We start from the raw sequence: 12975 nt of genomic DNA on the forward strand, positions 1-12975 counted from the left end.
CTTAATACCTTTCAGCACACAGAACTGCGCCGCCCCCTATTGCGCTTGGGCGCACAGGTCGCCACGGTGGCGAATAAGATTCTGGTGCCGCATCAGCGCACCGCGGGGGACATCAAGGAGACAGCAACGTGGCGGCAACACTCACTTTCGAACACCTCAAGACCCAGGTTTCTGCCGGTGAGGTGGACACGGTTCTCGTCTGCATCGTCGATATGCAGGGGCGCTTGATGGGCAAACGGTTCCACGCCGCTCATTTCGTTGCCAGCGCCTGGGAAGAGACCCATTGCTGCAACTATCTGCTGGCCACCGACCTCGAAATGGGAACGCCGGACGGATATGCCTCGACCAGTTGGGAGGGAGGGTATGGTGACTATGTGATGAAACCCGATCTGGACTCGCTGCGCCCGGTGCCATGGCTGGAGGGCACGGCGATGGTGATGTGCGACGTTCTGGATCATCACACTCACCAAGAGGTGCCCCATGCGCCCCGATCGATCCTGAAGAAACAGGTCAATCGCCTAAAGGCCATGGGCTATGAGGCAATGACTGCCACGGAACTGGAGTTCTTCCTGTTCGAAAAAAGCTTTGATCAGATCCGCAAGGACCGGTTCCGCGATCTGGAGCCGATCTCGGGCTATAACGAGGATTATCACATCCTTCAGACCACCAAGGAAGAGCATGTGATGCGCCCGATCCGCAACAATCTGTGGGAGGCGGGGATACCGGTCGAGAACTCGAAGGGTGAGGCCGAGACCGGGCAGGAAGAGTTGAACATCAAATATGCGCCTGCGATGGACACGGCCGGATATCACACCATCGCCAAGAACGCCGTGAAGGAGATCGCCTGGCAGCACGGGCATGCCGCGACTTTCCTGCCAAAGTGGCATCATGAAAAGGTGGGCAGTTCGTCCCATGTCCATCAGTCGCTGTGGGCAGATGGACAACCCGCGTTTTATGACGAAAGCGATGAGCTGGGCATGTCGGCGCTGATGAAAAGCTATATGGCCGGTCTGCTGAAATACGCCGCCGATTATACCTATTTCATGGCACCTTACATCAACAGTTATAAGCGTTTCCTGAAGGGCACCTTTGCGCCAACCCGGATCATCTGGTCGGTAGACAACCGGACCGCCGGGTTCCGCCTGTGCGGTGACGGTACAAAGGCGGTGCGGGTGGAGTGCCGGATACCGGGCTCGGACATGAACCCCTATCTAACTATTGCTGGGATGCTGGCTGCTGGTATCGCCGGGATTGAAGAAGGGCTTGATCTGCAGCCCGCGGCGACCGGTGACGTGTATCAGGGCGAAACCGGCATGATCCCCGGCAACCTACGTGCGGCGCGGGACGCGCTGCATGGATCGGCCATGCTGCGCGCGGCGATGGGTGATGATGTGGTTGATCACTATTCCCGCGCTGCGGAAGTGGAGATTGAAGAATTCGAGCGCGTGGTTACGGATTGGGAAATTGCCCGGGGGTTTGAGCGAGCTTGATGGGTTGGGTGCGAGGGGCCAGCCCCTCGCGCTCCCCGGGATATTTATTGGCCAGATGAAGCAGGGATCCTGTTTCTTTCGGGAATGGAGAGAAGATGGGGCAGATGTTGCAATGTGTCTCGCCGATTGATGGGTCGGTTTTTGCGGAACGCGAAGTGTTATCGTACGAGGCAGCGTTTGGGATTGCCGCGCGGGCAAGGGCGGCACAGGCGGATTGGGCCGCGCGGCCATTGCAGGAACGGATTGATCTTGTGATGGCTGGCGTGGCCGCGGTTGGCGCGATGAACGATGAAATCGTGCCGGAACTGGCCCACATGATAGGCCGCCCGGTGCGGTATGGCGGTGAGTTCGGCGGGTTCAATGAACGTGCTAGCTACATGGCTGAGATTGCTGAGGCGTCTCTGGCCGATATTGCGGTGGGCGAGGACGAGACATTCAGGCGTTACATCAAACGCATCCCGCATGGGGTGGTATTTGTCGTGGCACCCTGGAACTATCCTTACATGACGGCGATTAACACCGTCGCCCCGGGGCTGATCGCGGGCAATACGGTGATTCTGAAACACGCCACGCAGACCCTGCTGGTGGGGGAACGGATGGCGCGGGCGTTTAATGCGGCGGAGGTTCCCAAAGATGTGTTCCAAAACGTGTTCCTGAGCCATGATGTGACCAACGATCTGATCGCGGGAAAGGCGTTTGACTTCGTGAACTTCACCGGCTCGGTCGGCGGCGGTCAGGCGATGGAGCGCGCGGCGGCGGGGACCTTTACCGGGGTTGGCACCGAATTGGGCGGCAAGGACCCGGGTTATGTCATGGACGATGCCGATCTGGATGCGGCGGTCGACACGCTGATCGACGGAGCCATGTTCAACTCCGGCCAGTGCTGCTGCGGTATTGAACGGATCTATGCGCATGAACGCCTCTATGACGATTTTGTCGCCAAAGCGGTTGAGATCGTGAGGGGGTATAAGCTGGGCAATCCATTGGACCCGGAAACGACGCTCGGCCCGATGGCCAATGTGCGCTTTGCGGATGAGGTGCGTGCGCAGATTGCAGAGGCGGTCGCCGACGGTGCCGTGGCCCATATCGAAACGTTCCCCAAGGATGACGGTGGTGCCTATCTGACGCCGCAAATCCTGACCAATGTCACTCATGACATGCGCGTGATGCGGGAAGAGAGTTTTGGGCCTGTCGTGGGGATCATGAAGGTGTCCTCGGACGACGAGGCCATCGCGCTGATGAATGACAGCGAGTTCGGCCTGACCGCGAGCCTTTGGACCCGCGATGTGGAGCGTGCGGCGCGGATCGGCGACCAGATCGAGACCGGCACGGTGTTCATGAACCGGGCCGATTATCTGGATCCGGGGCTGTGCTGGACCGGCTGCAAGAATACCGGGCGTGGTGGCGGATTGTCGGTGATCGGCTATCACAACCTTACGCGCCCAAAATCCTACCATTTGAAGAAGGTGACATCATGAGCCTTGTTGGAAACTGGTCCTACCCGACCGCGATCAAGTTCGGCGCTGGCCGGATCAGGGAACTGCCCGAGGCCTGCGCGGCGGCGGGGATGAAGCGCCCATTGCTGGTGACGGACAAAGGGCTGGCCGATCTGCCTATCACCAGCGCCACGCTGGATATTATGGAAGCTGCAGGTCTGGGGCGGGGTCTGTTTGCGGATGTGGACCCGAACCCGAATGAAAAAAACCTCGACGCCGGGGTCGCGGCGTATAACGCGGGCGGCCATGACGGGGTGATCGCGTTTGGCGGCGGTTCGGGGCTGGATCTGGGCAAGATGGTCGCCTTCATGGCCGGTCAGACGCGCCCGGTCTGGGATTTTGAAGACATTGGCGATTGGTGGACGCGCGCAGATACGGACGCGATTGCGCCGATTATCGCGGTGCCGACCACTGCCGGGACGGGGTCCGAGGTGGGGCGCGCGAGCGTGATCACAAACTCCGAAACCCATGCCAAGAAGATCATCTTCCACCCCAAGGTGTTGCCGACCGTGGTGATCTGCGATCCAGAACTGACGGTGGGTATGCCTAAATTCATCACAACAGGCACCGGGCTGGATGCCTTTGCCCATTGTGTCGAGGCATTCAGCAGCCCGCACTACCACCCGATGAGCCATGGCATCGCGCTGGAGGGCATGCGGTTGGTGAAAGAGTACCTGCCGCGCGCCTATACGGATGGAAACGACATCGAGGCGCGCGCCCAGATGATGAGCGCGGCGGCGATGGGGGCCACCGCCTTCCAAAAGGGCCTCGGGGCGATTCACGCGATGAGCCATCCGGTGGGCGCGGTGTTCAATACCCATCACGGCACCACGAATGCGGTTTGTATGCCTGCCGTGCTGGACTTCAACGCGCCTGCGATTGCGGATCGCTTCCAAGCAGCTGCCGCTTATCTGGGGATTGAGGGCGGTTTTGATGGGTTCCGCGCCTTTGTGCAGGAGTTCAACGACAGCCTCGGCATTCCGCGCAGACTGTCCGATCTGGGCGTGACTGAGACCGCGATCCCCGAACTGGTTCAGGGGGCTATCATTGATCCGTCCTGCGGCGGTAACCCAATTGAATTGACTGAAGAAAACTTGACCCAGCTGTTCAAAACAGCGCTGTAAGCGGGTGGGTCCGGCGGATGCCGCCGGACCTGCAAACCGCCGGATTACTCGGCAGCTATGGCGCGGTTTGCACCGGCGGGGCCTGCCATCGGAACCCAGTGCAGATCGCGTTGGTACCGCCACGCGAGATCGCCGTTCTCATCCATCGCGATCAGGTGCAGCCAGCGGTTGTCGAACAGCTCCTTGACGCCTGCGTGGCGTTTCAGGATGTCATTCATCGCCTCGCGCGGGGCCTCGATGATCACCGACAGGCGCAGCGGGTCGTGTTGAAAGCCCTCTCCGTCATGGACAGACTGCCAGGGCAGGCCGGGGCGCAGGGCGCCGCCATTGCCCTCGATGACGCCGATCCCGCCCACAACGTTGTGCAGCAGCTTGTTGCCGCCGCCGAACAGGGCGGGCGCAACGGTCGAGCCGTAATATTGCAGGCTGATCCAACTGGCGACCACGACAGGGGCAGTCATGATCAGTTCAAGCACTCCAAAACCGTCATCTGCGCGCCAGTCATAGCTGTGCAGGAAGGACTGTCCGGCGAGGCCTGTGCCGCTTGTCCGGCTGCGTGGCGCAGCGATAAAAGCGCGGCATCCGGCAAGACCCCATTCGGGGCGCAACTCGGCCCAGTCGAGGGCGCGGCGGGCAATGTCGTTTGCATCGGCGGCCCTCGGCAAGCGGTCGGCGCGCTCGGCCCGGGCCATTTGCCCTGCCGTTTGCAGCCATGTTTTTAGCTGAGCAATGTCCTTGGCCCATTGACCCACCGGGTGATCCTGATCGAACAGAGTCACCTTGTCCGTCGTGGTGTGGTGCAGCGCTGGCAGGAACAGAGTATCCGCCGGGATATCAATACCCTCTTGCCGCAAGCCGTCCCGCACCGTGCTGTCATTCAGCAGACCGGCCAACAGGCGGGCGCTGACGTCACCGGCGTACCCTCCGCACGCGCCACATTGCAGTGCGCTTTCGTGGGGGTTGTTGGTTACATCCGCTCCGTGGCCCGCCAGCATGACAATCCTGGCGAAGTTACCGGTCAGTGACATGGCCGACAGAATACTCCGCGCCATGCCGACACGCGTTTGCAGATCAATCGACGGATCAAGCTGCGGGGCGGGGTCGGTTTTCACCGGCTTCGACTTGATCGCCAGCGCGTCAAGCAGCAGCTTTCCGGCATAGACCGGGCCGGTTGCCTCGACAAAGGCAAACGAGGATACGGCGGCCAGCTTGAACCGGCCCCAGGCGCGTTTGGCGCGGGCGGTGTAGCGTCGGTTGAGATCGGCCTGAGTTCCTTCGGCGGCTTTCGATGAGACGTTCGGGCGTAGCAGAGCAGGCCCACGCAACTCGGTCACGTCCGAACCGGCGGCCTTATGGGCGCTGGCGAGGCCGAAGAACCCTGCGAAACCAATGGTCTCAATCCCTTCGCCCTGCGCTTCGAGCGCACGGCGGAAGACCTCGGACCGGACGTCGATGCAGAATGCGGCCTGCACCTGCGGGCGACCGTCGGTCTTGCGGGGGTGATGCGTGGCCAGTGTATGCGCCAGCTTGCGCTGTTGCGCGCGCTCGGCAGCGTCCTGCAGAACCGCGTCGATCACCAGATCGCGGGTCGGTGTCACCGGGGCTTCATGCTGTGCAACGGTCTCGGCCCATCGGTCGGCGATCTGGTCGCGGTAGAGGTTGAACAGGGCCTCTTCGAACACCAGTCGGATGGCCAGAAGCTCGGTTACCGTCGTGTCGCTTTGGCCTTCCAGTTCGGCCTGCCAAAGCAGGTAACGGGCATATTGCGCCCAGCCGCCCAGCGTGATCAGCCAGCGGTGGAAGGTGGTCCCAGCGGCCTCGGGCGTCACGCCAAGCGTTTCCGACGCACGGCCAATGGCCCGCCATTGCGAGCGGTTGGTACCCGCCACAAACGCGCCAAACCCCTTAAGGCCATGGATCTCCAGCGTCAGATCGCGCGAGGCGAACTCGCGCCACGCGCTATAAGCCCCGCCGGCCCGGCTGGGTTGCCACAGGGCCTGACCCTGATCGAAATGGCTGGCTGCCCACGCGCCGATGCGCTCTTCAATCAGGCCAGGCCAGTCGATGCCCGACACCTCGGCCGCCAAATCGGCAACAGTCGGCAGGGGCGGCGGGGTGCTTGGCTCGGCGGTGAGCGCTGACTTGACCTCCTCCATGCTGGGCAGATCAAAACGGGGTTCCGCATTGGCCAGCGCGTCGGCCAAATCCTCATCCAGAATATCGCCTGCCTCCAGCTTGTTCGCAAAAGCAGCGCGGTCGGGTGTGATACGCGCACCCGCGACGCGGGCAAGGCGGGCGGCGGTCACGGCCAGCGGCGCGTCCGTTTGGCCAAGAAACGGGTTCACCGCAACGTTTGAGGCCAGAGGGAACAGCGGCGGGATCTGACGCACCGCGTCATTGGCAATCGCAACCAGTTCCAGCAGCGCGGCGGGATAGCTTTCGTGTTTCATATACATGTGAGGTCCCCGTTTAAGCGGTTTGCCGTCTGGACCATCCGTCCAGCAGCCGATCAAAGAGTGCGTTTGCATAAAGCCCGTTCGACAGATGCACGCGGATACCCGCCGCCGCAGGGTGCGAGGCCCAAAGCGGGAAGGTCGATTGCGCCAGCGCAACCGCGCCAAAGCTGATAAGGGCCAGCACGATCAGCGCCCATTCCAAGGGTCCCGGTGCGGGAGTTGCGGGCAGCGTGCCTGCCGTCAGATGCTGGGCCGCGACTTGCAGAACGAAGTAACTGACCGAGGTCAGACCGGCGTAGATCACCGTGCGGCGGGTCAATGCGCCCGGTGCCGCATCGGCAAAACCCTGTGCCAGCAGATAGGCGACGCCGAAGATCAGGATCACTCCTAACGCGATGGCCTGCATGGATTTTCCGTCAATTCCGAAGACGGCGGCCACCGCACCGTAAATCAGGATGCCGGTCGCAAAGGCCAGCAGCACATTCCGCGCGCTTGGCACCGCGACAGGTCCGGGCCGCCGGATCGCCGCCACGTTGCGCACGGCCTCACCGGCGCTGAGGAAGGCGTGCGCCTTGTACAGCGAATGCGCCACGATATGCAGCAGCGCCAGCGGGAACAGCGCCAGACCGCATTGCATGATCATGAATGCCATCTGGGCAATGGTGGACCAGGCCAGCGAGGTTTTAACTGCAGGCTGTGTCAGCATCACTAGCCCGCCGAACAAGGCGGTGAACCCGCCCAGCATTACCAGCATAGCCATGATGCCCGGAGCCACCAGCATCACGTCGGCGAAGCGGATCAATAGGAACCCTCCGGCGTTGATTACTCCGGCATGCAGCAGGGCCGAGACCGGAGTCGGGGCCTCCATCACTTCGGTCAGCCAGCCGTGGATCGGGAACTGGGCCGAGGCGGTGATGGCCGCCACAGCAATCAGCAGCGCGGCAATGATGGTCATCGCATCGGGTTGCGAGGCGGACAGGATCGCCGAGATATCGGTGGTCCCGTACCCCAAGATCAGAAGCAGGACGGCCAGCGTCAGTGCGCCTTCGCTGATCCGAGCGACGACGGCCTTTTTGCGGGCGGCGCGCTGTGCGGTTGTGCGGCCGGGGTAGAACAGCAGCAGTTGATGCAGGGACAAGCTGGTGGCAATCCACGCCGCCAGCAGCTGTATCAGGTTACCGGACATGACCAGCAACAGGACCGAGGCCAATGTCACCGACATCCAGCCTGTAAACGCCCCCTGCCGCGCCTCGCCATCCATGTATGTTGCCGAATAGCGCAGAACGACCCAGCCGATGAAGCTGACCAGCACCAACATCGTGGCGCTGACGGCATCCAGCCGAACCGACAGGCCGACGCCCCAGACACCAATCAGCGCCGACGTACCCGCGCCATGTGTTATCAGGAGCAGGGCAGACAGCATCGACATGCCGAAAGCCGCCAATGCGGCCCATTCGGCGCGTTTGGGCAGCTTGCCCGGGCGCAAACCCGGATGGCGCGCAGCATAGTATGCCGCGACTAGAAGAATCAGCGGGCCAAGCAAGGGAATTAGCAGATTGTTCACAGGGTACACTCCTTGATCTTTCAGGCTGAGCCAGCCCGTCGGTCATGACATATTCCACCGCTCAACATCATAAAAATTCATTGTTCTCCAAATAAGGTTCTATTAATTAGAATATTATGCCATTGAACTATCACCACCTCCGCTACTTTTGGGCCGTGGCCCATGACGGGAACCTGACGCGGACGGCCGAGCGTCTGAATCTGTCTCAATCCGCGCTGTCCGTTCAAATCAAGGAGCTGGAACAGCGGCTGGGCCATCAACTGTTCGAACGACGTGGGCGCAAGCTGCATCTGACCGAGGCCGGGCGCATCGCGTTGGACCACGCAGATGCAATTTTCGCGACGGGGCAAGAGCTTGTGGCGACCCTGCAGGACGCAGGGAAAAGCAGGCAAGCGCTGCGTGTAGGGGCGCAGGCAACGCTGTCACGGAACTTTCAGATCGGGTTTCTGCGGCCCATTTTGGCACGGTCCGATGTCGAGGTCATCCTGCGATCCGGCAACCCCAGCGAGTTGCTCGAAGGGTTGGAGACGCTTAATTTCGACCTTGTCCTGATGAACCACGAACCCGCCAGCGACAGCCTGACCCGGTTTGAAACACATCATCTGGCCGAACAGCCGGTCAGCATTGTCGGCACCCCGTCCAGACTGGACCCCAGCCGCCCGATCCGGAGTTTGCTGGAGGAACAGCCGTTCATTCTGCCGACCACAAGTAACTCGGTCCGCACCGCGTTTGACGCAATGGCCAGCCGCATGTCGGTGCGTCCGCAAATCGCCGCTGAGGTGGACGACATGGCCATGATGCGTCTGCTGGCGCGCGAGGATATCGGGCTGGCTCTTGTGGCACCCATTGTGGTTCAGGACGAACTGTCCTCGGGTCGCTTGGTCGAAGCGCAAGAGCATCCCCGCATCAGAGAGAACTTCCACGCCGTCACATTGAAACGACGCTTCCCCAATCCGTTAGTGCGGGAATTGCTGTCAACTGACCCGGGTTGATGGCGGCTCAACCGACGGTGCACCACACGCAATCATGATCCGATAGCGGCGTCCCGTCTGCCGAGATTGAAGTCAAAACACCTTTGCCCCGACAGTTCAGGTCTCGTCCGGCCAGCCAGTCCAGCTTCATCACGCGCGAGGGGTGCGGCGTGATCAGGCTGGGGCGGGTCGTCATGCCATCTGCGGTGAAGTCCCAGGAATAACCACGCGTTTTTGCAAGATCGAACAGGGTTTCCCGTTGCCAATTGAAATCGGGAGGCAAATGGTTGCCGGTATTCAGGTCTCCACCAATCAGGATCGGCATATCTGGGGCAAAGGCGTCGATTGCATCCAGCAGGATCTCGAATTGCCCATGACGGTGCGGCGCGCCTGCGTTGCTTTCCAGATGGGTCGAGACAACACACACAGGGCCATTTTCGGTCGGCACGACTGCGGCAATAGCCATACGGCCCCCGACGCGCGGCTGGTCCGGGTCAACCGTACCATCATCGCTGCAAAACCAATGGCCGTGATCGTCCAGGCGGATCAAAGCGGTGCGCTGGAAAGGAACCGAGGACAGGATCGCGTTGCCGTGCCAGCCCAGGGTGTTGAAGTCGTCCTTGCAGAAATGCCGCTCGGTCGGGCCGCCCAGGTCAAGCTCGTGGAACTCGACGCCAAAGGCATAGGCCATGCCCAGTTCGGCGGCCATCACCTCGGTGGTGTGACGCTGCGCGGTGCGGGCCATGCCGTGATCGACCTCGGACAGCAGGACAATTTCAGGGGCGATCTGTTTCAGATGCGCCGCCGTCGCCTCGGGGAACAGGCAGCGTTCCACATTCCAGGCGGCCACGTTGAACTCTGCAGGCAAGCGAGCCCGGCTTGCCTCACCACCCAGTTGCAGGGCGTTCATTGCCCCTATGCTGCGCAGTAGTTCGCGATGGGCTTGCGTTGTGCGGGGGGCGGACAGGATGCTAGCCCGCTGATCCGGAGTCACGGCGGGCAGATCATCCAAAACGTCTGTGATCAAAGGACTTTCCCCGTCTCCGCATCAAACAGCCGAACCGCATCGGGCCGAAGTGAAACCTGTGTCTCACCGATCTGCGCCTTGTGATCCTTGCTGACCATCACGGTGAACGGCTGACCGCCGAGCGCGCCGTGCAGCAGGCGGTGGGCTCCGAGTTCTTCCAGGATGTCGACCCGAAACGGGACAGTGCCCTGATCATCCAACTCGATATCCTCGGGCCGGATGCCAAGCGTGACGGGGCCATTCGCAGACTCCGGCGCGGGCATCAGACCCTCATAGCCGTTGATCCGGACCTGTCCCTGATCCACCTGAGCCTCGATCAGGTTCATCGGCGGGGCACCCATGAATGAGGCCACAAAGGTCGAAGCCGGGTTGTGGTAGATCTCGGACGGCGTGCCGATCTGTTCGATCCGGCCCGAATTCAGAACAATGATACGGTCGGCCATTGTCATGGCTTCAACCTGATCGTGGGTCACATATACAGCGGTGGTGCCGAGGCGTCGTTGCAGGGCCTTGATCTCAATCCGCATCTGGTTGCGCAGCTTGGCATCGAGGTTCGACAGCGGCTCATCAAACAAAAACAGCGCCGGGTCGCGGACCACGGCACGCCCCATGGCAACCCGCTGCCGCTGACCACCGGATAGCTGCGCCGGTTTGCGGTCAACATACTCGGTCAGGTTCAGCATGGTGGCAGCTTCCTGAACCTTGGCATCAATTTCAGCCGCTGGCATGCCCCGGTTCTTGAGCCCGTAGCCAATATTCTTGCGAACGGTCATATGCGGGTACAGAGCATAGTTCTGAAACACCATCGCAATGTCCCGATCCGCCGGGTCCACATTGTTGACTACCCGGTCGCCGATTTTGAGCGTGCCTTCTGTAATGTCCTCCAACCCCGCGATCATCCGCAGCAGGGTGGACTTGCCGCAGCCCGAGGGGCCCACCAGCACGACGAACTCGCCGTCCTGAATTGTGAAGCTGGTGGTCTCGACCGCCTGAAAACCGTTGGGATAGACCTTGCGGATGCCCTCTAATGAAACCTGAGCCATGCGCGTATTCCTTATTTGTCGGATTCTGTAAGGCCCTTGACGAACCAGTTTTGGAAGAAGATGACGATGGCCACGGGCGGGATCATCGCCACGATGGCCAGCGCCAATGCCTGCCCGTGCTCGGGGATCTGACTGTCGGTATAGGTCAGAACGATCTGCTTGATCCCGCGCACCAGCGTAAAGAAGCTTTCGTCGGTGGTGATCAGCGTTGGCCACAGATACTGGTTCCAGCCAAAGACGAACATAATGATAAAGATCGCTGCGATCATCGTCCGGCTCAGCGGAACAAGGATGTCGATGAAGAACTTCCACGGGCCCGCACCGTCAATACGGGCGGCCTCAGCCAGTTCTTCCGGCACCGACATAAAGTACTGGCGGAAGAAAAACGTACCGGTCGCCGACGCGATCAAAGGAACGATCAAACCGGTATAGGTGTTGGTCAGGCCCAGCTTCTGGATCGCTTCGTATGAAGGCAGAATCCGCACCTCGAGCGGCAGCAGTAGGGTGGTGAAGATGACCCAGAAGGCCAGCGTGGCAAAGCGCAGCCGGAAATAGACGATGGCATAGGCCGCCATCATCGAGATGATGATTTTCCCGACCGCAAAGCCGATGCCCAGAATGAACGAGTTCATGAGCATCAACATGCCGTCCACTGTCTGGGTAAACCCGCCTTTTTCGAACATCGCGGCGTGAAAGTTTTTACCCAGATCGTCGCCGATCCCCAGTTGCAAACCCTGACGATGGATCGTCACCGCATCATGGCTCGCGGTGGTCAACGCCAGCAGCGGCGGCAGCATCATGAGCAGAGAGCCGAGGATCAGAACAAAGTGGTCTCCGATCGTCTCCCAGCGGATTTTCCGGGTACGTTTGGCAACGGCAGGGGTGTCGAGTGTTGTATCAGCCATGTCCAGCCCCCTTAAGTATAATGAATCCGGCGTTCAACCAGCCGGAATTGGAAAACGGTCAGGATCAGAACCAGAACCATCAGAACAACCGATTGCGCCGAGGACCCGCCCAGATCGTTGCCCCGGAACCCATCCAGGTAGACCTTGTAGACCAGGGTCATCGGATTGTTGCCGGGCTCACCCTTCATCAGCGCGTCGATGACACCGAACGTGTCGAACATGGCGTAGGTGATGTTGATGATCAGCAGGAAGAAGGCGGTCGGGGCCAGCAGCGGGAAGGTAACCTGCCAGAACCGGCCCGTGGCCGACCGGTTGTCGATCATGGCGGCCTCACGCACGGAACGCGGAATGGATTGCAGGCCGGACAGGAAGAAGATGAAGTTGACCGGGATCTGCTTCCACACGGACACGATGATCATCGCCGTCGCGGTGGCGTTGTAGTCGACGCCCAGTCGGAAATCCCATCCGAAGGACTGAAAGAACTTGGTCATCGGGCCAGTGCTCTGGTCAAAAAACAGAATGCCCAGGAACCCAGCGATGGGCGGGGCGATGGCGTAGACCCACATCAGCAGCGTGCGATAGGTCTTGGCCCCGCGGATCACTTTGTCGGCCTTGACGGCCAGCAACAGGGCAATGGCCAGCGAGAAGAACGTGACCAAAACCGAGAAAACGACAGTAAACCAGGCGATGCGCTTGTACTGATTGTTGCCCAGCAGCGAGGTGTAGTTGTCACCCCCCACAAAAGTCGATCCGAACCCGAACGGGTCTTGCAAAAAGAACGAGGATTGCAGCGCCCAGCCTGCGGGCCAGTAGAAGAAGATCGCAATGATCATAAGTTGCGGCAGCAGCAGCGCCACCGGTAGCCAGATATTGTCAAAGCCCGCGCGTTTCATGGTCCG

Annotated in this window: 10 protein-coding genes; 4 read left to right on the forward strand and 6 right to left on the reverse strand. The window is 60.8% G+C overall.

Translation table 11 applies throughout. The features are described from left to right. The first annotated feature begins 128 nt into the window (after positions 1–128). From ACR0NJ_RS05570 to ACR0NJ_RS05580, 3 genes are all read left to right on the forward strand, one after another. Positions 129–1490: a glutamine synthetase family protein gene (locus tag ACR0NJ_RS05570; protein WP_480816133.1), complete on the forward strand. Its 1362-nt coding sequence runs from the start codon at positions 129–131 to the stop codon at positions 1488–1490. Between the two features lie 95 nt (positions 1491–1585). Continuing rightward, the gene (locus tag ACR0NJ_RS05575) at positions 1586–2968 is read left to right on the forward strand and encodes an aldehyde dehydrogenase family protein (RefSeq protein WP_480816134.1); all 1383 of its coding nucleotides are present in this window, start codon (positions 1586–1588) and stop codon (positions 2966–2968) included. Further along, positions 2965–4110: an iron-containing alcohol dehydrogenase gene (locus ACR0NJ_RS05580; protein ID WP_480816135.1), complete on the forward strand. Its 1146-nt coding sequence runs from the start codon at positions 2965–2967 to the stop codon at positions 4108–4110. Before ACR0NJ_RS05575 ends, ACR0NJ_RS05580 begins: the two co-directional genes overlap by 4 nt. Positions 4111–4154: 44 nt before the next feature. On the opposite strand, the gene ACR0NJ_RS05585 is transcribed toward ACR0NJ_RS05580, so the two are convergent. Together ACR0NJ_RS05585 and ACR0NJ_RS05590 are read right to left on the reverse strand one after the other, a co-directional pair. Beyond that, a complete protein-coding gene (locus ACR0NJ_RS05585; RefSeq protein WP_480816136.1) occupies positions 4155–6566 on the reverse strand; it encodes a YbcC family protein in 2412 nt (803 codons plus the stop codon). A gap of 13 nt (positions 6567–6579) precedes the next feature. Beyond that, on the reverse strand, positions 6580–8130 hold the full coding sequence (locus ACR0NJ_RS05590; protein WP_480816137.1) for a proton-conducting transporter transmembrane domain-containing protein: 1551 nt from the start codon (positions 8128–8130) through the stop codon (positions 6580–6582). Positions 8131–8246: 116 nt separating this feature from the next. Here ACR0NJ_RS05590 and ACR0NJ_RS05595 point away from each other — a divergent pair, with 116 nt between their 5' ends. Next, entirely contained in the window at positions 8247–9122 is an 876-nt protein-coding gene (locus ACR0NJ_RS05595) for a LysR family transcriptional regulator (RefSeq protein WP_480816138.1), read from the forward strand. 7 nt (positions 9123–9129) lie between these two features. Here ACR0NJ_RS05595 and ACR0NJ_RS05600 read toward each other — a convergent pair whose 3' ends face one another. The 4 genes from ACR0NJ_RS05600 to ACR0NJ_RS05615 are packed head-to-tail and all read right to left on the reverse strand — an operon-like array spanning position 9130 to position 12969. Next, positions 9130–10125: an endonuclease/exonuclease/phosphatase family protein gene (locus ACR0NJ_RS05600; RefSeq protein ID WP_480816252.1), complete on the reverse strand. Its 996-nt coding sequence runs from the start codon at positions 10123–10125 to the stop codon at positions 9130–9132. Continuing rightward, positions 10125–11171 (reverse strand): ABC transporter ATP-binding protein, encoded by a 1047-nt coding sequence (locus ACR0NJ_RS05605; RefSeq protein WP_480816139.1) that lies wholly within the window; start codon positions 11169–11171, stop codon positions 10125–10127. The genes ACR0NJ_RS05600 and ACR0NJ_RS05605 overlap by 1 nt, the downstream gene beginning before the upstream one ends. A gap of 11 nt (positions 11172–11182) precedes the next feature. After that, positions 11183–12076: an ABC transporter permease subunit gene (locus ACR0NJ_RS05610; RefSeq protein ID WP_480816140.1), complete on the reverse strand. Its 894-nt coding sequence runs from the start codon at positions 12074–12076 to the stop codon at positions 11183–11185. Positions 12077–12087: 11 nt separating this feature from the next. Next, on the reverse strand, positions 12088–12969 hold the full coding sequence (locus ACR0NJ_RS05615) for an ABC transporter permease subunit (RefSeq protein WP_480816141.1): 882 nt from the start codon (positions 12967–12969) through the stop codon (positions 12088–12090). Positions 12970–12975: the final 6 nt, after the last annotated feature.

Source organism: Ruegeria sp. F11, assembly GCF_056533855.1.

Excerpts from the sequence above, each read along its gene's own strand:
- ACR0NJ_RS05575 (WP_480816134.1), top strand. The coding sequence starts at position 1,586 with ATGGGGCAGATGTTGCAATGTGTCTCGCCGATTGATGGGTCGGTTTTT.
- ACR0NJ_RS05580 (WP_480816135.1), top strand. The coding sequence starts at position 2,965 with ATGAGCCTTGTTGGAAACTGGTCCTACCCGACCGCGATCAAGTTCGGC.
- ACR0NJ_RS05585 (WP_480816136.1), bottom strand. The coding sequence starts at position 6,566 with ATGTATATGAAACACGAAAGCTATCCCGCCGCGCTGCTGGAACTGGTT.
- ACR0NJ_RS05595 (WP_480816138.1), top strand. The coding sequence starts at position 8,247 with ATGCCATTGAACTATCACCACCTCCGCTACTTTTGGGCCGTGGCCCAT.
- ACR0NJ_RS05605 (WP_480816139.1), bottom strand. The coding sequence starts at position 11,171 with ATGGCTCAGGTTTCATTAGAGGGCATCCGCAAGGTCTATCCCAACGGT.
- ACR0NJ_RS05610 (WP_480816140.1), bottom strand. The coding sequence starts at position 12,076 with ATGGCTGATACAACACTCGACACCCCTGCCGTTGCCAAACGTACCCGG.
- ACR0NJ_RS05615 (WP_480816141.1), bottom strand. The coding sequence starts at position 12,969 with ATGAAACGCGCGGGCTTTGACAATATCTGGCTACCGGTGGCGCTGCTG.